Here is a 20,466-nt window from a genome sequence, read left to right on the forward strand (position 1 = left end):
TTCACTTTCCTGCTTTCTGGCATTAAATATACTCCCCCCAGTATGCTAAAAAGCCCAGTATTGATCGGGACGATCAGGCTTTTTTCTGGTTTTCAGGGGGGAGTATCCACATACAACAAGAGGACAGCATGCTGTCCTCTGTCTCTGGCAAATCTCGCTCCATGCAGTCCGGAGCAACATCGTCACAATCCCCAGACTTCATTGGCCTTCACATAACCCAGCTGACCGTCACGGTGCTTAACCTTGACCCAGCCGCCTGCTGCGGGTTCTGCCATTTCCAGCAGCACGAATTTGTCGGCGCTGAAAACCAGTGCCGCACTGTCATCGGCAGCGGCGCGGATTCTGGCACCGGCAACCCGGACGATCAGTGTGCGCCGGGTAATCAGGTCTTTCGACTCGACCCAGCTCAGATCGCCCGTCATATCCCGCACCTTGCTCCAGGCGCCGGAGGTAAACACCACCTCGACCGGCATGCCGCGCGGGGCGATATACAGCTTGCCACCTTTGAGCGAGGGCGCGTCATACATGATGACCGGATTGGCACCAACGGCGCGGAATTCCAGCGCCTGCGCCGGTGCGGCAACGACCAGCGCCGGTACGCTCAGAATGCAGGCAGAAATCAGTGTGCGCATAATGGGATAGTTGGGATATTGCATTCAGCAGGCAGACTGTTGCGCCCGCTGAATACCGTCAAAGGACGATCAATTACTGAATCGTGGCAGGTGCTTCAGCCGTTGCTTCTGCTGTTTTTGCCTGTTCCGCAGCGAGTTGCAGACGCTGTGCGTAGAACGCTTCAAAATTGATTTCGGACAGATGAATCGGCGGGAAACCGGCGCGGGTAATGGCATCTGCCACATTGGAGCGCAGGTAAGGATAGATGATGTTCGGGCAGCCGATGCCGAGCAGCGGATCGATCTGGTCTTCCGGAATATTGCGTGCCTCGAAAATACCTGCCTGTTTGCCTTCGACCAGGAATGCCACTTTGTCAGCGATTTTTGCAGTCACGGTGACTGTCACGGTTGCTTCGAAAATACCGTCAGCCAGCTTTTCAGAGCCAACATCGAGAGAAACTTCGATTGCAGGAGCTTGCTGTTCCAGGAAGATCGCTGGGGAATTTGGCTGTTCAAGCGACAAATCTTTCAGATAAACGCGTTGAATTTGGAATACGGGCTGCAGATTTTCGTCAGACATGTGAGGCTTTCTTAATTTCTAAAAGATTAATAATGAACAGCAAGACGATCAGCGTCTGCTCTGGTCCAACGCTCCGATTGGCGCCACAGCACACGGCAGATAAGGCCGTTTCCGGTCTTTTCAAGATCGTGCGGCCATATTGTAGCAAGGACACTGCAAAAATCCTCATTTTTGCAGCAAGCCCGTATAAAATCCGGCAAAACCAGCTTTTTATGCGTCTGGATTCAACAAACCATCCAGCTTGCCAGCACGATCTAAGGCGGATAAATCATCAAAACCGCCTACATGCGTCTCGCCGATATAAATCTGCGGCACGGTGCGGCGGCCGGTTTTCTGCATCATCGCTTCCCGTATCGCCGGGTCGAGATCAACACGGATTTTTTCTATCTCGTCCACACCTTTGGATTTCAGCAAACGTTCTGCCATGGTGCAGTAAGGGCATACCGCTGTGCTGTACATCGTGACTTGAGGTTTCATAACGACTCCTGCTTACTTGATAACGGGCATGCCCTGTGTTTTCCAGGCATCCATGCCGCCATCCAGGCTGAACGCCTGTGCAAAACCGGCTTTGTTCAACAGGGACACCGCGCTGGCAGAGCGCACCCCTCTTGCACATACCGCCAGCACCACGCCGGCTTTGGACTTCTCGATTTCCTTCAGGCGCGAATTCAGGTCGGCCAGAGGAATGTTCTTCGCATTCGGCAAATGACCGGTCGCAAACTCCTCCGGACTGCGCACATCCAGAATCAGCGTCTTGCCCTGATTCATGTACTGCGTTGCCTGCAACTGGGAGACTTTTGCCCCGCGCCGCTGCAACATCGGGAACAACAGGGCACCGCCAGAAATCAGGGCAATAGCGATGAGAAAAATATTATCTAAAATGAATTTCACAGGTTTCCAGTAGTAAAAATGGTTATCGTAAGCGGGTCATTATAAAATAGATGCCGTTGTTCCATATTATGCCTGATCAGAACTGACGACAGACCATTCCGGCTTCCCCGCCCAAATGCAGGAAGGCGCCGGAGAGTGATTTTTCGCCATTTCTGATTAACCACGACTCTGACTCATCATCATGTACAAAATCGTTTTAATGCGCCACGGCGAATCTACCTGGAATCTGGACAACCGCTTTACTGGCTGGACTGACGTCGATCTGACCCCGAAAGGCGTGGCCGAAGCGGCACAGGCAGGCCAGTTGCTGAAAGAAGCCGGCTTTACTTTCGACCTCGCCTACACCTCTGTGCTGAAGCGCGCGATCCGCACCTTGTGGGGCACGCTCGACGCCATGGATCTGATGTGGCTGCCGGTGATCCATGACTGGCGTCTGAACGAGCGTCATTACGGTGCGCTGCAAGGCCTGAACAAAGCAGAAACTGCCGCCAAATATGGCGATGAGCAGGTACTGGTCTGGCGCCGCAGCTATGACACCCCGCCTAATCCGCTGGCTGAAGACGACGATCGCACCTCTTTCAATGACCCGCGCTATGCCGGGCTGGACCGCAAGCAGATTCCGCTGACCGAGTGTCTGAAGGACACCGTTGCCCGCGTCGTGCCGGCCTGGGAAGATTCGATTGCGCCGGCGATCCGCTCCGGCAAGCGCATCCTGATCTCCGCCCACGGCAACAGTCTGCGCGCGCTGATCAAAATGCTCGACGGCATCAGCGACGACGACATCGTGAACCTGAATATTCCAAATGGCCAACCACTGGTGTATGAGCTTGATGCCGATCTCAAGCCGATCCGTCACTACTATCTCGGTGATCAGTCTGCGATTGAAGCGGCGCTGAAAGCGGTCGCCAGCCAGGGCAAAGCCAAGTAAGCCCGGATGCCGCGTCGTCTCCGTCTTTTACTGACCCCGCTGCTGTGCCTGTCTCTGGCAGGTACAGCCGGGCTGGTGACGGCTGCCAGCAACGTCCGCATACAGCAAAAATCCAAAGCAGAAGCAGAACGGGCGGAGTTGCAGCAAAAGCTCAAAGCCCTGAAAACCGATATCAGCAAAACCGAAAATGCCAAGGATCAGGCCAGTGACGCGCTGGCTGAATCGGAAAAGGCAATTTCCGAAGCCAACCGTTCTTTGCGCGACCTGCAGCAGGAGCAGGCACAAACCGAGGATAAGCTGCGGCAACTGCTGGCACAGCAGGAAATCCTGCGCAGCAAAGTCGAACAGCAGAAAACACAGCTTTCGAAATTTCTGCAGCGGCAGTATATGCACGGTGACAGCGACCGCATCAAATTACTGCTGTCCGGCGATAATCCCAACCGGATCAACCGCGATCTGCAGTACATGGGCTATGTCTCCCAGACCCAGGCAAAAATGATAGAAAGCCTGCGCAGCAGTCTGCGGGCCGTGGAACAAAATACCCGGGAAGCCCAGGAAGCCAAAGAAGAACTCGACGATATCGCGGCCGAGGAAAAAGATCACAAGACCGCGCTGGAAAAAGAGAAGAAAAAACATGCGACTCTGGTCAGCCAGTTGTCAGATAAATTATATGCACAAAAAAAACAGGCGGATAATCTCCAAAAAGATGAACAAAGGCTGACAAATCTGGTCTCACGTCTGAATCAGCTGATTGAAGAACAGATCAGGGCAGACAAGCTGCGCGCGGAGCAGGAAGAAAAGCAGCGGCAGGAAAGAATCGCCGCGCAAAAGGAAAAAGCCAGACAGGCAGCGCTGGACAAAAAAGCCGGGAAAAAACCTAACCCGAATGCGATTGACGATGACGAACCACCGAAGCAGGCCAGAGCGGAAATCCCGCCGCCCGGTGAGTTTGACAAACTCAAAGGACAGCTGCGCTTACCGGTCAAAGGCGACATCCTGGCCCGCTTCGGCACCCGCCGCGGCGATGGCCCCAGCTGGAAAGGCCTGTTCATCAAAGCCGCCGAAGGTGCCGAGGTCAGGGCGGTTGCGCCGGGCCGGGTCATCTTCGCGGATTGGTATAAAGGCTACGGAAATATGATTATTGTCGGCCATGGCGATCAGTACATGAGCATTTACGGTAATAATCAGGCAGTATTGAAGCATGTCGGCGATAACGTGAAAGCCGGCGATGTGATTGCCAGTGCCGGGAACAGCGGCGGCAATGAAGAATCAGGTTTATACTTTGAAATCCGTCATCAGGGACGGGCATTTGATCCTTTAAACTGGATCCTTGTTAAATAGGCTTTAGGTGAATCATGGGTAGTAAATTCAAGAATTTTGGTTTGATCGGCCTCGGCATGGTGGCAGGTATTGCCGCATCCATGCAGTTTTCGGCACTGGCACAGAAAAATGCCGGCAGCCCGCTACCCGTCGAAGAATTACGTCAGCTGGCCGATGTCTTCGGTCTGATCAAATCCGATTATGTCGAACCAGTCGAGGACAACAAACTGCTGACCGAAGCCATTTCCGGCATGGTGGCATCGCTCGATCCGCATTCCGCCTATCTGGATAAAAAAGCGTTTAAAGAACTCAAAGAAGGCACCCAGGGCAAATTTGTCGGACTGGGTATCGAGGTCGGCATGGAAGACGGCTACGTCAAAATCGTCTCTCCGATTGAAGATTCGCCGGCCTACCGCGCCGGCCTGAAACCAGGCGACCTGATCACGCGGCTTGATTCCCAGCCGGTAAAAGGCATGACGCTGGATGAAGCCGTGAAAAAAATGCGCGGTGAGCCGAACACCAAAATCACGCTGACGATTGCCCGCAAAAACGAAGATAAACCCATCATCGTCACCATTACCCGTGAGCTGATCAAACAGCAGAGCGTGAAGGCAAAAATCGTCGAGCCGGGTTATGCCTGGTTGCGTATTTCCCAGTTCCAGGAACCGACTGTGGAAGACATGGCGAAAAAAGTGCAGACACTGTATGCACAAGATCCGAACATCAAAGGCCTGGTGCTGGATTTGCGCAATGATCCGGGCGGCGTCCTGCCCGGTGCGATTGGCGTGTCGGCGGCTTTCCTGCCTAAAGACGTGGCAGTGGTCTCGACCAATGGCCAGCTGGCTGACTCCAAGGCGACGTTTTATGCCAAGCGCGAATTTTATGCAGGGCGCACTTCTGGCGACCCGCTGGCCAAGCTGCCGGAAGCCATCAAAAACGTACCGATGGTCGTGCTGATCAATACCGGTTCGGCATCGGCTTCTGAAATCGTGGCCGGCGCCTTGCAGGACTACAAGCGGGCCACGATCATCGGCACCCAGAGTTTCGGCAAAGGCTCGGTACAAACCATCCGCCAGATTTCTGCCGACACCGCCGTCAAACTCACCACTGCGCGCTATTACACGCCAAATGGCCGCTCCATCCAGGCAAAAGGCATCGTTCCTGATTTGAATGTCGAAGAAACAGCCGATGGCGATGGCTTCAACAGCTTCCGCGCCCGTGAATCCGACTTGCAGAAACATCTGGTCAACGATAAGGAAAAAGAGCCGGTCCGTCCTAAGGTCGATGAACTGGAAGAAGAGCAGCGTCTGCTGGCACTGGCAAAGAAAAGCAAACCGTTGGAATACGGCAGCAAGGAAGACTTCCAGTTAGCCCAGGCACTGAATCATCTGAAAGGTCTGCCAGTCAAAGTCACCGATCCGAAAGACAGCAAAGACGGCGACAATAAGGATAAGGCTGACAAGACTGAAAAAACGGATAAAGCGGATAAGTCAGACAAATCCGATAAGTCCGACAAAGACGGCAAATCCGAATCCAAGAAAAAATAACACGCCAAGGCCGCTTCCCGCGGCCTTTTTTCTCCTCATGAACGATCAACAGCTTCTCCGTTATTCCCGCCATATCCTGCTGGACCAGATCGGCATCGAAGGCCAGCAAAAAGTGACTGAAGCCCGTGTGCTCATCATCGGTGCCGGCGGTCTGGGTTCTCCCGCAGCGCTGTATCTGGCAAGCGCCGGTGCAGGCCAGATCACGCTGGTGGATCACGATCAGGTTGACCTGACGAATCTGCAGCGTCAGATACTGCACACCACAGAGCGGGTGGGCATGCCAAAAGTGCTGTCGGCACAGGTGGCATTACAGCAGATTAATCCTGAAATCAGAATTATCACCGTGCAGGAAAAGGCCGATGACGCACTGCTGGCCCAGCTGGTCGCCGGGGCAGATGTGGTGCTGGATTGCTGTGATAATTTTGCCACCCGGCACGCCGTCAATGCGGCCTGCGTCCGCCACAAAGTGCCGCTGGTCTCAGGCGCAGCCATTGGTTTTGACGGCCAGATCAGCGTGTTCAATACCCGTGATCCGCATTCACCTTGCTATGCCTGCCTGTTTCCTCCGGAACAGAAAATGGAAGAAGTCCTGTGCTCCACCATGGGGGTGTTCGCACCGCTGGTCGGCATCATCGGCACCATGCAGGCAGCAGAAGCGCTGAAGCTGCTGATGCAGACTGGCCGCGTACTGCAGGGACGCCTGCTGATCCTGGATGCCATGACCATGGAATGGCATCAGATCGGCATTCAGCGCAATCCACAGTGCAGTGCATGCGGCACCGCGCATCACTGAATCAGCGAGACAACGCGATGCAGCGGCATTCCAGGCTTCAGTCCTGCCGGTGCCACCGGCACATCCGGCATGAATAGTCATCTCACACCCTATTTGCACATGCAGGCTGACACACTGCCTGAAGTCACGATTTCCGAACATCTGGGTGTGCGGTCGCTGCATCTGTCGTCCGATGCCATTCAGGGATCAATGCGCATGGCGATGCCGGATCAGATCGAGCTGGAATATGTGCAACAGATGATGATGTGGCTGCTGTTTCTGCAAGAGCCCCGGCATGTGGTGCAACTCGGCCTAGGCGCGGCGGCACTGACCAAATTCTGTTACCGTCAGTTTCCCCGCAGCCGGGTCACGGCGGTGGAGCTGAACCCGCACGTCATCCACGCTTGTCATCAACATTTCCGGCTGCCGGACAATGACGAACGCTTGCAGGTACTGAACATGGATGCACTGGATTTTGTGCACGATACGGCGCGGCAAGGCAGCATCGATGTGATGCAGGTGGATTTATACGATGCCGCGGCGGAGGCACCGGCGTTGAGCAGCCGCGCTTTTTATCAGGCTTGCGCAGACTGCCTGACGGCGGAGGGCATACTGACCGTGAATCTGTTCGGAAACGCACAGAATTATGCAGCTAACTGCGATGCTAATCTGGCAGCGCTGCAGGACGCTTTCGATGCGGTGGTATGGCTGCCGCTGGTACATGATGCGAATACGGTGGTCATGGCATTCAAGCAGGCGCCGGTAGTGGATTTTGAAGTGCTGTATCAGCGTGCGACGGAAATCCGGCTGCAAATGAAATTGCCTGCCGCCAAATGGGTCAACGGGCTGAAAGCGTGGATGCAACAGCAATGCTGATCACTGCGCAGCCTGCCGGCTCAACCAATAGCATCCAACGGAAAAAGTATCATTCCGGTTCCGGCTGATGGCAGCAGATGCAGAGTTTGTTGCCGTCCGGATCCCGGAAATAAGCACCGTAATAATGTTCGTGATAATGCGCCCGCAGGCCGGGCGCGCCTTCGCACAGGGCGCCAGCCGCCAGCGCGCGGTCGTACACCCTGCGCACGGTAGCGCGGTCTTCTGCCAGTAACGCGGTCATCTGGCCGTTACCGGCGGTTGCAGATCCATGATCGTAAGGAGCGCCGATCAGCAACAGGGGGCGCGGCTGTTCAGGCCGCATCCAGCCAGCCCAGGGTTTATCCTGATCCACAAATTTCAGCTGCAGGCCGAGTTCCTGCAGCACCGCTGCATAAAAACCGAATGCCCGCGGAAAATCATTCACACCGATAAAAATATGCGAAATCATTGTGCCGGCTCCTTACTCTGTATGGGCTCGGCTGAGGCCGAGATAAGTATCGATGACGCGCTGGTCATGCGCCAGCTCTGCTGCCGCGCCTTCCAGCGTCACCAGCCCGCCTTCCAGCACATACGCATAAGTCGCCACCTGCAGCGCCGCACGGGCATTTTGCTCCACCAGTAAAATCGCAACACCGGTCTGCTGCAGCCGCTGGATGATGTGGAAAATCTCTTTCACAATCAGCGGTGCCAGCCCGAGACTGGGTTCATCCAGCATCAGCAATGCGGGCTTTGCCATCAGCGCCCTTCCCAGCGCCAGCATCTGACGCTCGCCGCCGGACAAAGTCCCGGTCAGCTGGGTACGGCGTTGCTTCAGGCGCGGAAACAGATCAAAAACAATACTGAGCTGATCTGCATAATGGCGCTCGCCGGCCTGATAGCGGCGGTAACTGCCCAGCAGCAGGTTATCCTCCACCTTCATGGAGGCAAACAACTCCCGCTTTTCCGGAACCAGCGACATGCCCAGCGCCACTCTTTGTTCCACACTCAGGGTGCTGATATCCTGCCCTGCCAGCATCACGCTGCCGTGTTGCCTGCCAACCGGCGGCAAAGCGCCGGCAAGCGCATTGAGCATGGTGGATTTACCAGCACCGTTCGGGCCGATCACCGTCACGATTTGTCCGGCACGCACCTGCATCGTCACGCTCTGCACGGCCTCGACTTTGCCATACAGAACCTGCAATCCCTTCACATCCAGCAAAGCAGCAGTTTGTTCGTTAATGTGGTGATTGAAATTGGTCTGGCTCATGCGTCGATCCCGCCCAGATACGCTTCCAGCACTGCCGGATGCTGCCGGATATATTGCGGCAAGCCTTCGGCAATGTTGGTGCCGAACTCCATCACAACCAGATGGTCGGTCAGATTCATGACGAAATCCATATCGTGCTCCACCAATAAGATGCTCATTCCTTCTGCCCGCAATTGCCGCAGCAGCGATGCCAGCTGCTGCTTTTCCTGATAACGCAGACCGGCAGCCGGCTCATCGAGGAGCAGCAGTACCGGGTCCGCGCACAGGGCGCGGGCAATCTCCACGATGCGCTGCTGCCCCAGCGACAGACTGCCGGCCTCGGCACCGGCCATGTCCGCCAGACCAACACGCTGCAATTGCCGGTATGCCTCTGCCAGCAGGCGTGTTTCGATGCGCCGGTCCAGATGTAGCAAACCAGCCAGCACGGCCTGAACATCGTTGCCCTTGTGCCGCAAATGGGCGCCGATCGCCACATTTTCCAGCACGCTCATCTCGGCCAGTAAACGGACATGCTGAAAAGTGCGTGCCATACCCAGTGCGGCAATATCCCGCGACGGCAAACCACTGATGACGCGCATCTGTCCCTGGTGATGGAAATGCACGCTGCCGGCAGTCAGTGGCAGCACACCGGTCAGCAAATTGAACATCGTCGATTTACCGGCGCCGTTAGGGCCAATCAGACCAACGATCTGCGCGGCATGCACGCTGAACGCCATATCGTTGACCGCCACCAGCCCGCCAAACTGTTTGCGCGCCTGCTGCACCTGTAACACCAGTGTGCCTGCCGCTGGCTGGCTGCGCTGCTCCAGCGGCAGGGCATCTGCCAGCTGTACCGTATGCAGAGGACGGGATGCGGGCAGCAATGGCTTCAGTATCCCGGTCAGCAGCGGCCAGACGCCGTTGCGGCTGGTTTGCAGCAGCAACACCAGCAGCACGCCGAAAACAATCACCTCAAAATTTCCATTGCTGCCCAACAAGGCGGGCAGCAATGTCTGCAACTGGTCTTTCAGCAAGGTCAGCAGTGCCGATCCCAGCAAGGCACCCCAGATGTGCGCCACCCCGCCGACCACCGCCATGAACAGATATTCAATCCCGGCATTCAGCCCGAACGGTGTCGGATTCACCGAGCGCTGCATATGCGCATACAGCCAGCCGGAAACGCTGGCGAGCATGGCAGCCATGACGAAAATAATCACTTTCAACCTGACGGTGTGCACCCCCATGGCTTCCGCCATCACCACGCCACCTTTGAGCGCGCGGATGGCACGTCCCGGACGGGAGTGCAGCAAGGCGCCGAGCGCTGCCACCATCAGCAGCAGCCAGCCCCAGATCAGGAAATAGATGCTGCGGGCGCTGTCGAGACTGAAATGCCCGATACGGATCGGTGGAATGCCATTAATGCCGTCGTATTTGCCGAGCAACTCCAGATTGCCGAACAGGAAAAACAGCGACAAACCCCAGGCAATCGTCCCCAGCGGCAGATAATGTCCGGACAAACGCATGGTGATCATGCCGATCGCCCATGCCGCCAGCATCGTCAGCAGCACGCCGGCAAACAACCCGGCCCACGGCGAGCAGCCTTGCGCCGTGCTCAGATAAGCCGTGGCATAGGCACCGATACCGACAAAAGCAGCCTGTCCGAAAGAGGTCAGTCCGCCGACGCCGGTCAGCAGCACCAGTCCGAGCGCGACCATCGCTGACAAGCCGATGTAATTGCTCAGCGTCACCCAGAATTCCGGCACCGGCAGCAAGGGAAATGCGAGCACCAGCAGCAACAGGCTCCATGAAACAGGGGACAGACGCTTCATGCTTCGTCCTCCTCGTCATGGGCGGCGGTATGTAAAGAACGCCACAGCAAGACCGGGATGATGAGCGTGAAAACAATCACTTCCTTGTACGCACTCGCCCAGAACGAAGAATACGATTCCAGCAATCCCACCAGCAGCGCGCCGCCAGCTGCCAGCGGATAACTGACCAGCCCGCCGACAATCGCGCCGACAAAACCTTTCAGCCCGATCAGAAATCCGCTGTCGTAATACACGGTCGTCATCGGCGCGATCAGCACGCCGCATAATGCACCCAGCGCGGCAGCCAGCGTCAGAGCGAGCCGGCCTGCCTGGCGGGTGCCGATGCCGACCAGTTGCGCGCCCAGCCGGTTCACCGCCGTCGCCCGCAATGCCTTGCCTTGCAGGCTGCGCTCAAAATACAGCGACAAGGCCACGATCAGCAGCAAAGCCGCCAGGATCACCACCAGACTCTGACCGGAAATCATCAGCCCGTCGATGATCTGCCATTGCGCTTCGCTGTACGCACGCGTGCGTACTCCTTCGGCACCGAACATCAGCAAACCGATTCCGCTCAGTGCCAGATGCACCCCGACCGACACAATCAGCAGCACCAGCGTACTGGCTTCCGCCAGCGGCTGATACGCCAGCCGGTACAACATCGGCCCAAGCGGAATGATCAGGACCAGCGCCAGCATCACCTGCAGCGGCAATGCCAGCGCCTGCAACGGCAGCCAGCGGCACAGCAGGATCAGGCAAACCGGAAACAGCACCAGCCGGGCGGCATCGGACAACAGTTTTCGCCATGCGGCAGCCGTGTGCTGCGATGCCCGCCAGAATGCCGGCAACTCTTTCAGCAGGCACAGGATGCCGGCGATCAGCAACAGCATCGCCACCGGAGGAAATTGTCCGGCCTGGATATTCGCCAGACTCAGTGCGGCAAAAGCGACAAATTCCCCCTGAGGGATGAAAATAATCCGTGTTACAGAAAACACCAGTACCAGTGCCAGCGCCAGCAGCGCATACATGGCGCCGTTGGTCATACCATCCTGCGCCAGAATGGCCGCAATCGAAAAATCCATGCAATGTCACTTTCAGAAAATCGGTAAAACTCCCGGTTCGCCGCGTCGGCAGTCCACCGTTGCCTGTCTGCAGATAACAGGATCAGCCGGTGCGGGATCTGGACTCTGGAAAAAAACCGAATAAAAAGGGAGCCTGCGCTCCCTTTTCAAACTTCAGACATACTCAGTTTGCTTGTCCGGCCCATTTCCATTTTCCGCCAACGATCTGCACCATCACGCGCGAACGCTGATCCAGCCCGAGATGGTCATTGGCGTTCATGTTCACGATGCCATGCGATACCGGCAGATTGGTGGTGCCCTCCAGCGCGGTACGCAGCGCTGCACGGAATTCCCTGGTGCCCGGCTGGGCTTTTTTCAACGCTGTTGCTGCCGCATTTTCAAGCAGCAGACCAGCATCCCATGCATGACCGCCGAATGTGGATACCGTGCCGGCGCCATAGGCTTTTTCATAGGCGGCTGCATAACGCAGTGCCGATTTTTTCACCGGATTATCGGCGGGCAGCTGCTCGGCCACCAGCAAAGGTCCGGCGGGCAGCCAGGTGCCTTCGCAATCCTTGCCGCATACCCGCAGGAAATCATTATTGGCAACGCCGTGCGTCTGATAAATCTTGCCTTTATAGCCGCGCTCTTTCAGGGTTTTCTGAGGCAGCGCAGCAGGTGTTCCGGCACCGGCAATGAACACCGCGTCCGGATTGGCTGCCATGATTTTCAGGATCTGTCCGGTCACAGACGTGTCGGGGCGGGCAAAACGCTCATTGGCAACGATCCTGATTTTCCGCAATTCCGCGAGTTTGGAAAATTCCTTGTACCAGCCTTCGCCATAGGCATCATTGAATCCGATGAAACCAACTGTCCTGATGCCGGCATCGCTCATGTGGCTGATAATCGCGGTCGACATATGTGAATCATTTTGCGGGGTTTTGAACACCCACTGACGGCGCGCATCCGGCGGCGCGATGATGGATGACGAGGCAGCCATCGAAATCATCGGCGTTTCGGTTTCTGCAGCCACATCAATCATGGCCAGCGATGGCGGAGTGATGGTGGAGCCGATCAGGATATCGACCTTGTCTTCGGACACCATTTTGCGGGCATTTTTGACGGCCGTCGTGGTGTCGGAGGCATCATCGAGAATGATGTATTCGACTTTTTTGCCGCCAATTTCTTTCGGCAGCAAGGCGAAGGTGTTTTTTTCCGGTATCCCCATGGAAGCACCGGCACCGGTGGCCGATACGTTCACGCCCACCCTGATCTGCGCCAGCACCGGCGCACTCAGCAGCAATGACAGCAAGGCAGGTAAAACAGCAAGGGTGTAGTTCTTTTTCATCAGATAGTCTCCTGTGTCGGTCAGTCAATCCTGCTGGCAGCAGCCTGCGGCGCTTTCTGGTGAAACGCTGTTTCCGGGTCTTGCATCTGTATCGGACAAGGCTGCCCCGATCGGGCATGGCACGCTGACAGATTCCGGCGCATTACTACTGCAGATTACCGAGTGTAACCCGCGCACTGTCCGTCGCACAACGTACGCACCGCTTTCCGGTGCCGCTGTTGCATCCGGTCACACTGGCTGCGGCAACAGACGCACGGTGAAGGCGCCGCGCAAAGCATTGCACAACATGATCTGTTCGGCCTGCAGCAGATCAGCGCGTGTCAGCGATTGTTCCTGCACCTGCAACCCGGCGTCTTCCAGCAACACCGACCGCATCACGCCCGGCAGTACGCCATCGGTCAGCGGCGGCGTCAGCCAGCGCCCCTGCCGGCGGATAAACACATTGCTGCGTCCGCCTTCCGTCAGATGTCCCTGCTCGTTAAAAAACAGCATGTCAAATGCGCCCTGTGCTTCTGCCGCCTTCCAGGCTGCGTCGTAACGCTGGCGGATGCTGGTCTTGTGCCGCAAAAACAGGTCTGCGCTGCAAGTTGTTTCCGGCGCCAACACGACTGACGGTAAATCGGCTAAGGGGTTGAGAACACCGCTGCTGATCTGGATACTGCCTGATGGCTGCAATGCCAGCCGCAGGCGGCAGGGCGTTGCCGCCGGCAAGCCAGCGCAGGCGCGCTGCACTTCATCGTGCAGCACCGCTTCATCCCAGCAAAAACCAAAATACAGGGCCGACGCCCGCAAACGCTGCAAGTGACGCGGCCAGTGACGGCAGCCTTGTTCACGCGTTGCATACATGGTTTCAAACAGTTCAAATCCAGCTGTCAGCCCGGTCAAAAATCCTGCCTTTAAACGGCATTCCGCCAGCTCGTCTGCAGCAACACTGTCATACACGATTCCGGCCCCAACGCCCATGACACCCTGCCAGAAAGGCAGTGCCGGCGCTGATGAGGAAGCCCGTTGCAATTGCAGAGTGCGTATCGGCACTGACAAACAAAAATCGCCCGGCACATCCACCAGCTGCGGCGGATCAAACCAACCGATAGCACCGGTATACAGACCACGCAGACTGCTCTCCACTTCATGGATAATTTCCATCGTTCGCCGCTTCGGTGCACCGGTAATTGAACCGCAGGGAAACAAGGCTGTCAGGATTTCTCCCAGCCCCAGCCCGCTGCGCAAACGGGCATGAATCGTGGAAGTCATCTGCAGCACGCTGGAAAAACGGCTGACCTCAAACAGCTGCGGCACCTGTACGCTGCCGGTTTCAGCAATGCGGCCAAGATCGTTGCGCAGAAGATCAACGATCATCAGATTTTCAGCCCGGTTTTTAGGATCGGCAGCGAGTTGCCGCGCCGTTTCACGGTCATGCTCTGCGTCACCGCTGGCAGCAGCCGTCCCCTTCATCGGTCTGGCCTGCAACTGACCGGCATGGTGACGGACAAACAGTTCCGGCGACATGGACAGCACTGCTTCATTGCTGTCGAGGCAGATCAGCGCACCGTACGGCACCGGCTGGCGGGCGCGCAGACGGCGGTACAGCGCCACCGGATCGCCGTAAGCATCAAAATGCAGGCGGTAGGTGTAATTTACCTGATAGGTATCGCCGGCAGCGATGTAAGACTGAATGCGGGCGATGGCGCTGTGAAACTGCTGCGCATCGACACTGCTGCGCAATCCGGCAACGCCGGCTGGCGGTGTGTCGGCCGCATTGCTGTCCGCACCGGCCAGCAATGCCCCCACCTCCGTTGCTGTCAGATGATGGCAACTGCGAAACAGCGCGACACGCGAAACTGCCGTTGCTGCTTCCACTGCGATGCCCTGGTTTTGCGCACCGCTTTCGTAGGACAGCAGCGCCAGCGCATACAGCCCATCCTGCACGGCGCGTTCCAATCCGGCCATCCAGTCCGGCCATTCCGCAGCACTGCGGCAGACCCGTATTTCCTGCAAGTCCAGATACAGTCTGGATTGCGCCGTCGCGGCATGGGCATCATCCAGCAAAGCAAATGCCTGGCCGGAATGCCATATTTCAGTAAGGGACAAGGAAGCAGCAGCCATATTGATACAGTGTAACCCGGACATCGGAGAGACCCGGAGTTTACTCCCGGAGACCGGATTTTGCAGCCCGCATCCGGCGCGGCATATTTCCCTGAAGCTACAGCAAAATGTAACAACAGTAGCGCAGCACGCCTGATCCGGAGTAAAAAGGATACCGAATAGATGACAAACATGCATCATCTCGCAGAGATGCATACAATGGCACCTTTACATCAGGCTGGCAGGACTGTGCTAACAGCAGCACAGTCCTGACAACGATGTTCCGATCAACGCGGTTACTTTTTCAGGCACATGGATTTACGTTTTCTTAAACAGCCTCAGGCCAGGTCTATTTTTTTGGGGCATCTGCGCCTCGTCGGTTTTTGTCTGACGGCAGGCCTGCTGCTGACGCTGGCGCTCTCTTACGTACTGTCACGCATCAGCGCCAGTCATGAGACAGTGCTGAGAACAAGCATACTGGCACGCAATCTGTCAGACAGCCTGCTCAGCGGCGACCAGCGCGCCACGCAGAATATGATTCTCAACAGCGGTCAGGATAAAAACCTGCGCTCACTGACCGTCTTCAACCAGCTGGGTAATGCCATCTATTCCTGGGAAAACGGTAACCTGATCAACACTGAGCATATCGCCCCGGTCGTGCCGGCAGCGCATACCTGGCAACGGTTTCATCTGAACAGCCTGGAAACCAGCGTCCCGATTCTGGACAGAGAAACGCTGAAGGGTGAAGTCATACTGCGTGAGTCACTCACCCCACTGCATGATCGCCTGCTGCTGCAATTGATGCTGGGACTGCTGGCAAGCATATTCATCGCACTACCCGCAGCGCTGGTACTGACCCGCAGGCGTATGGCGCTTCTCGACCCGGTTCTTGAGCTGGCAACAGTGGCGGAGCAGGCAGCGACACTCGGTGATTACAGCCTGCGCGCCGCGACCGACAGTGAAAAGCAACTGGGCAATCTGACCATGCACTTCAACCTGATGCTGGCACGTATGGAAGCATGGGAAAACGACATGCGCAGCGAATCGGTCGAACAGCGCGCCGCCGAAAGCCGCCTCAGTATTCTGGACAACCATGACAGCGTGACCAAACTCCCGAACCGGCATTACTTTCACCGCCTCATCACGCACAGTGTCGAAGATGCGGTCGAACGGCAGGAGCTGATGGCGCTGATGTTCATTGATCTGGACCATTTCCGGCGGATCAGTGACCGTTACGGCTACGATGTCTGTGACCAGCTGCTGGCCAGTCTGGCACTGCGCCTGTCCGAAGTCCTGCGCAGCACGGATACTTTATGCCGGGTCGGTGCCGATGAATTTGCGGCGGTATTGCCCGATATCGATCATCTGGATACGGTCAGAAAGCTCGCCGAGCGCCTGATCGTGGCGATGCAGCAGCCATTCAACGCCAACGGCAGGCAGCACGCCATTACCTGCAGCATCGGCATCGCCTGCTGTCCGCTGCACACCCACGAGCAGCGTCTGCTGCTGCAACATGCAGACCAGGCGCTGAAAGCCGCCAAACTGGCAGGACGCAATGTCTGGCGTCTGTATGACCCGAACCAGATGAGCCGGCCACAATTGCAGGCCAGCTGATCCCGGCCGGCACAAGAATCAATCCCTGTTCAGTAGGCCAGATTCAGCCGCCGGTACAAAAATCCCAGCACAAACAGTGGGCCGATCAGCAGAAAGCGGATGTCATCAAAAAATGAAGGCTTCTTTCCTTCGATTTTGTGACCGATGAACTGGCCTATCCATGCCACGACAAACACGGCCAGGGCAATCTGCCAGATATGCGTCTGCGGCAGCAGCGGAAATACTGCCAGCATCGCAGCCGACATCAGCAGCATTCCGGCAGCGAATCTGGGCGACAGAAAAAAATAATAAATCAGGCTGGTCATCACGGCAGCATAGGCGGCCAGCGGATGGGCGCTCCAGATCAGCCCCAGAAAAGAAAACACAATTGCAGGCACACAGACACAATGGATGATCTCATTGACCGGGTGCTGATGACTTTCCGCGTATTTGTTCAGTAAAACGTCGATTTGCCGACGTCGTTGATGCGTCTGAATCTGTTCCATACTGTCTCCGGTATCGCTGCATCCGGGCTGGCCGGGATGACATCGTTTCCGGTCAGGCAGGTGACGCGATGATTTTTTTATGATGAATGCACCGCCCTGTTGTCAGAAGCCGGGCAGCGTCAATTATCATACTTTGGAAACGGGCGAATACCAAGTAAAAGACTCAGCGCAGCAGAATGGCGATCTGCAGTTGCGCCTGATCGCCTGGCAGATATTTAAAGCTGGTCTTGGCAAAACGCAGCCAGCGACCCAGAATGAAACTGCACAGCAAAGAGGCTCTGGCCGCAGCTTCATTTTCCGGCAGATTTCCCTGACTCGCCGCCAGTCGTAAAGATTGCCGGAAAGCCATTTCCAGACGTTCCGCCAGCTGGTTCATGCGCAATTGCAGACGTTCATCCTCATTCACCAGCGCATCGCCCGTCAGCACCCGGGTCATGCCCGGATTTTTTTCTGCGAAATTCAGCAGCATCTGGGCAATCGCCTGCGCCTGCAACAGGCCATCCGTCTGCTGTTCGCTGATCTGGTTAATCAGGCCGAATACCGAAGATTCGATGAACTCGATCAGACCCTCAAACATCTGTGCCTTGCTGGCGAAATGGCGATACAGCGCGGCTTCAGAAACCTCGACTCTGGCAGCCAGCGCAGCGGTCGTGATTTTTTCCCCTTTGGGGTTTTCCAGCATTGCGGCAAGAGTCTGCAATATCTGTAATTTACGTTCGCCGGGTTTGGTACTAGCCATGTTCTGTGTTCTGCAGTATTCGGTTGATGAGGGATGTGAGATGCGGCGGTGACGACCAGCGCAGGTCGGCCATAAGGCATCTCCTGAAAAACGGCTGTCCCATATCGCCAGCCATCTCCCTGAATTTCGATTCTATGTGAAACTCCGGCAGGATGTGAAGCGCTTCAGTGAACTTTATATTTCACGCAAAGACTTGACAGACTGGAAAGCAATCGGTTTATGCCAGGCTGCGGTAACGCCGTACCAGCGCCGATACTGATCTGACCCGGACATCGACACTGGCAGTTCCGCGCCCGCGCTGGCTCAGCGGCAGATAGCCCCGAACCCAGACGGTACGCAAGCCTTCATGCCGGGCAGCGCGTAAATTGTCGAGACTGTCTTCCACCAGAATGCAGCGGCTGGCCGCAACGCGATGCTGCGACAGCCATTTGCGCAAAAACGGACGCGAAGGCTTGGGTTGCAACCGGCCATGCACCCGCATCTCCTCAACCGGAATATGATCGTCAAAATGCCGGTGCAGGTTCAGGTGCCGCATTACGCGGTGCGAATAATGGCGCGGCGCATTGGTCAGCAGAATTTTTTTCCCGGGCAGACGGCGCAGGATATGCGATAAGCCGCGCTCGGCGCGGATCATCGCAGGCAGGTCATCAAAAGCATGCGCCTGCTGTAAAAATTCTTCTGCCTTCACACCATGATGCCTGACCATGCCGATCATCGTCACGCCGTAGCGCAGATAATATTCCTGCCGCACTGCATTCACCGTGGCCTCGTCCGCCGGTGTGGTGCCGTCACCGAGAATGCGCGCGATATACGCATTCATGTTGCGGTTGATTGCCGGAAAAATCGCATGCGACGCGTTGTGCAGCGTGTTGTCCAGATCAAACAGCCAGACTGGCGCTGCGGTTTTACGCATCCGCAACCACCAGAATCTGACCGCTGTGCTGCTGATGCGGCATAGTCTGCTCCGGGATAAGCAGGTTTAATGGCTGCGGATCATGGTGCCGAATGCCTGTTCGGTCAGCACTTCCAGCAACAGCGAATGTTCGATGCGGCCATCAATGATATGAACCGTATTCACGCCGGATTTGGCGGCATCCAGCGCAGAAGAAATCTTCGGCAGCATACCGCCGGAAATCGTGCCGTCGGCAAACATTTCATCGATTTCGCGCGCCGACAGATCCGTGACCAGATTCCCCTCTTTGTCGAGCACGCCGGGAATATTGGTCATCATAATCAGCTTCTCGGCTTTCAGGATTTCAGCGATCTTGCCCGCCACCAGATCGGCATTGATGTTATAGGCCTGACCATCTTCACCAAAACCGATCGGGGAGATAATCGGGATGAAGGCATCGTCCTGCAATGCCTTGACCACCGCCGGATTGATCGCATCGATTTCACCGACAAAGCCGATATCGAGCATTTCACCCGGATTTTCGCGGTCCGGCATCATCATTTTGCGGGCACGGATCAGGCCGCCGTCTTTGCCGGTCAGACCCACTGCCTGACCGCCATAGTGATTGATCAGCATCACGATGTCCTGCTGGACTTCACCGCCCAGCACCCATTCGACGACTTCCATCGTTTCGTCGTCCGTGATGCGCATCCCCTGCACAAACGTCCCCTGTTTTCCCATTTTCTTGAGCGCATTGTCAATCTGCGGGCCGCCGCCATGCACCACGACAGGATTCATACCGACCAGCTTGAGCAAAATCACGTCACGGGCAAAGCCATGTTTCAGGCTTTCTTCCGTCATGGCGTTGCCGCCGTATTTGACGACGATGGTCTTACCGTGGAATTTACGGATATAGGGCAATGCCTGCGCCAGAATCTCCGCTTTGATGACAGGTTCGACACCCGCCAATTTATCTTCGCTTACTGCTGTATGGATGTTCAAATCGCTCATAATGACGGTATCCTGAAGGTATCATGAAGTTTTTTCGATAAGCCGGATTTTACAGGAAACTTTCCTGAACGCCTTTGCCAATTCTGCCTTAAATTTATGACATCACTGACCGATCTGCACCGGCAACTGGAAATCATGCGACCGCTTCTGCTGCGCTTTGCCCTGCTGCAATTGCGGAACAAAACCACTGCGGAAGATGCCGTGCAGGAAACCCTGCTGGCAATCCTTGAAAAGCCGGACAGTTTTGCGGGGCAATCCAGTTTCCGCACCTACGTCACCGGCATTCTGAAATACAAGATCATCGATCACCTGCGTGCGCAGAAACGCGAAACTCCGTTGACCGTGAACGACGGCGATTCCGAAGCCGAGCTGATTGATCATTTATTCACCGCCGATGGTCACACCGTCAGCCCGCCCGCCGCCTGGGGCGAGCCGGAATCTGTTTTGCAGCAAAAAGATTTTTTCCGTATCCTGCAGTTATGTCTGGAAAATCTGCCGGAAAAAACCGCACAGGTTTTCATGATGCGGGAATGGCTGGAACTCGACGCTGAAGATATCTGTAAGGAACTCGGGGTCAGCGCGTCTAATCTGTGGGTGATCCTGTACCGTGCCCGCCTGCGTTTGCGGGAATGCCTCGATATCCACTGGTTTGTTCACCGTCAGCCTGGAAAATGAC

General features: G+C 56.2%; 21 protein-coding genes. 7 read left to right on the forward strand and 14 right to left on the reverse strand.

Annotated features, from left to right (window positions below):
• Positions 1–182: 182 nt before the first annotated feature.
• From H8K27_RS11455 to H8K27_RS11470, 4 genes are all read right to left on the reverse strand, one after another.
• A complete protein-coding gene (locus H8K27_RS11455; RefSeq protein ID WP_186863311.1) occupies positions 183–632 on the reverse strand; it encodes an SH3 domain-containing protein in 450 nt (149 codons plus the stop codon).
• 73 nt (positions 633–705) lie between these two features.
• Positions 706–1,191, reverse strand: a complete 486-nt coding sequence (gene secB / locus H8K27_RS11460; protein WP_176801700.1) for a protein-export chaperone SecB — start codon at positions 1,189–1,191, stop codon at positions 706–708.
• Positions 1,192–1,401: 210 nt separating this feature from the next.
• On the reverse strand, positions 1,402–1,668 hold the full coding sequence (grxC, locus tag H8K27_RS11465) for a glutaredoxin 3 (protein WP_176801701.1): 267 nt from the start codon (positions 1,666–1,668) through the stop codon (positions 1,402–1,404).
• Between the two features lie 12 nt (positions 1,669–1,680).
• Positions 1,681–2,082 carry a rhodanese-like domain-containing protein gene (locus H8K27_RS11470; protein ID WP_186863312.1) on the reverse strand — a complete coding sequence of 134 codons (402 nt, stop codon included), beginning with the start codon at positions 2,080–2,082 and terminating at the stop codon, positions 1,681–1,683.
• 181 nt (positions 2,083–2,263) lie between these two features.
• Here H8K27_RS11470 and gpmA point away from each other — a divergent pair, with 181 nt between their 5' ends.
• The 5 genes from gpmA (at position 2,264) to H8K27_RS11495 (ending at position 7,525) form a co-directional block, all read left to right on the forward strand.
• The gene (gene gpmA / locus H8K27_RS11475) at positions 2,264–3,010 is read left to right on the forward strand and encodes a 2,3-diphosphoglycerate-dependent phosphoglycerate mutase (RefSeq protein ID WP_186863313.1); all 747 of its coding nucleotides are present in this window, start codon (positions 2,264–2,266) and stop codon (positions 3,008–3,010) included.
• Between the two features lie 6 nt (positions 3,011–3,016).
• Positions 3,017–4,351 carry a murein hydrolase activator EnvC family protein gene (locus H8K27_RS11480; protein ID WP_186863314.1) on the forward strand — a complete coding sequence of 445 codons (1,335 nt, stop codon included), beginning with the start codon at positions 3,017–3,019 and terminating at the stop codon, positions 4,349–4,351.
• A gap of 14 nt (positions 4,352–4,365) precedes the next feature.
• Positions 4,366–5,877 (forward strand): S41 family peptidase, encoded by a 1,512-nt coding sequence (locus H8K27_RS11485; RefSeq protein ID WP_186863315.1) that lies wholly within the window; start codon positions 4,366–4,368, stop codon positions 5,875–5,877.
• 37 nt (positions 5,878–5,914) lie between these two features.
• Positions 5,915–6,670: a HesA/MoeB/ThiF family protein gene (locus H8K27_RS11490; RefSeq protein ID WP_186863316.1), complete on the forward strand. Its 756-nt coding sequence runs from the start codon at positions 5,915–5,917 to the stop codon at positions 6,668–6,670.
• A gap of 69 nt (positions 6,671–6,739) precedes the next feature.
• Complete coding sequence (locus H8K27_RS11495) at positions 6,740–7,525, forward strand: spermine/spermidine synthase domain-containing protein (protein WP_186863317.1); 786 nt, start codon at positions 6,740–6,742, stop codon at positions 7,523–7,525.
• A gap of 49 nt (positions 7,526–7,574) precedes the next feature.
• On the opposite strand, the gene H8K27_RS11500 is transcribed toward H8K27_RS11495, so the two are convergent.
• The 6 genes from H8K27_RS11500 to pabB all read right to left on the reverse strand — a co-directional run bounded on the left by H8K27_RS11500 (position 7,575) and on the right by pabB (position 15,070).
• Positions 7,575–7,973 (reverse strand): VOC family protein, encoded by a 399-nt coding sequence (locus H8K27_RS11500; RefSeq protein ID WP_186863318.1) that lies wholly within the window; start codon positions 7,971–7,973, stop codon positions 7,575–7,577.
• 12 nt (positions 7,974–7,985) lie between these two features.
• On the reverse strand, positions 7,986–8,771 hold the full coding sequence (locus H8K27_RS11505; RefSeq protein ID WP_186863319.1) for an ABC transporter ATP-binding protein: 786 nt from the start codon (positions 8,769–8,771) through the stop codon (positions 7,986–7,988).
• Complete coding sequence (locus H8K27_RS11510; RefSeq protein ID WP_186863320.1) at positions 8,768–10,579, reverse strand: branched-chain amino acid ABC transporter ATP-binding protein/permease; 1,812 nt, start codon at positions 10,577–10,579, stop codon at positions 8,768–8,770. The genes H8K27_RS11505 and H8K27_RS11510 overlap by 4 nt, the downstream gene beginning before the upstream one ends.
• Complete coding sequence (locus H8K27_RS11515) at positions 10,576–11,637, reverse strand: branched-chain amino acid ABC transporter permease (protein ID WP_186863321.1); 1,062 nt, start codon at positions 11,635–11,637, stop codon at positions 10,576–10,578. The genes H8K27_RS11510 and H8K27_RS11515 overlap by 4 nt, the downstream gene beginning before the upstream one ends.
• A 163-nt stretch (positions 11,638–11,800) precedes the next feature.
• Positions 11,801–12,964 carry an ABC transporter substrate-binding protein gene (locus tag H8K27_RS11520; RefSeq protein ID WP_186863322.1) on the reverse strand — a complete coding sequence of 388 codons (1,164 nt, stop codon included), beginning with the start codon at positions 12,962–12,964 and terminating at the stop codon, positions 11,801–11,803.
• 228 nt (positions 12,965–13,192) lie between these two features.
• Positions 13,193–15,070, reverse strand: coding sequence for an aminodeoxychorismate synthase component I (gene pabB, locus H8K27_RS11525; protein ID WP_186863323.1), 1,878 nt, complete (start codon positions 15,068–15,070; stop codon positions 13,193–13,195).
• Between the two features lie 291 nt (positions 15,071–15,361).
• Between pabB and H8K27_RS11530 the strand changes: the two genes are divergently transcribed.
• A complete protein-coding gene (locus H8K27_RS11530; protein WP_186863324.1) occupies positions 15,362–16,663 on the forward strand; it encodes a sensor domain-containing diguanylate cyclase in 1,302 nt (433 codons plus the stop codon).
• Positions 16,664–16,692: 29 nt separating this feature from the next.
• Here H8K27_RS11530 and H8K27_RS11535 read toward each other — a convergent pair whose 3' ends face one another.
• The 4 genes from H8K27_RS11535 to argB form a co-directional block, all read right to left on the reverse strand.
• Positions 16,693–17,148: an Mpo1 family 2-hydroxy fatty acid dioxygenase gene (locus tag H8K27_RS11535; RefSeq protein ID WP_186863325.1), complete on the reverse strand. Its 456-nt coding sequence runs from the start codon at positions 17,146–17,148 to the stop codon at positions 16,693–16,695.
• 163 nt (positions 17,149–17,311) lie between these two features.
• Positions 17,312–17,887 (reverse strand): nucleoid occlusion factor SlmA, encoded by a 576-nt coding sequence (gene slmA / locus H8K27_RS11540; RefSeq protein ID WP_186863326.1) that lies wholly within the window; start codon positions 17,885–17,887, stop codon positions 17,312–17,314.
• 217 nt (positions 17,888–18,104) lie between these two features.
• A complete protein-coding gene (locus tag H8K27_RS11545; protein WP_186863327.1) occupies positions 18,105–18,800 on the reverse strand; it encodes a pyrimidine 5'-nucleotidase in 696 nt (231 codons plus the stop codon).
• 66 nt (positions 18,801–18,866) lie between these two features.
• Positions 18,867–19,790, reverse strand: coding sequence for an acetylglutamate kinase (argB, locus tag H8K27_RS11550; RefSeq protein WP_230419210.1), 924 nt, complete (start codon positions 19,788–19,790; stop codon positions 18,867–18,869).
• A 96-nt stretch (positions 19,791–19,886) separates the two neighbouring features.
• Here argB and H8K27_RS11555 point away from each other — a divergent pair, with 96 nt between their 5' ends.
• Complete coding sequence (locus H8K27_RS11555) at positions 19,887–20,465, forward strand: sigma-70 family RNA polymerase sigma factor (RefSeq protein ID WP_186863328.1); 579 nt, start codon at positions 19,887–19,889, stop codon at positions 20,463–20,465.
• Position 20,466: the final 1 nt, after the last annotated feature.

The organism is Cognatundibacterium griseum (assembly GCF_014284195.1).
GTDB lineage: Bacteria > Pseudomonadota > Gammaproteobacteria > Burkholderiales > Burkholderiaceae_D > Undibacterium > Undibacterium griseum.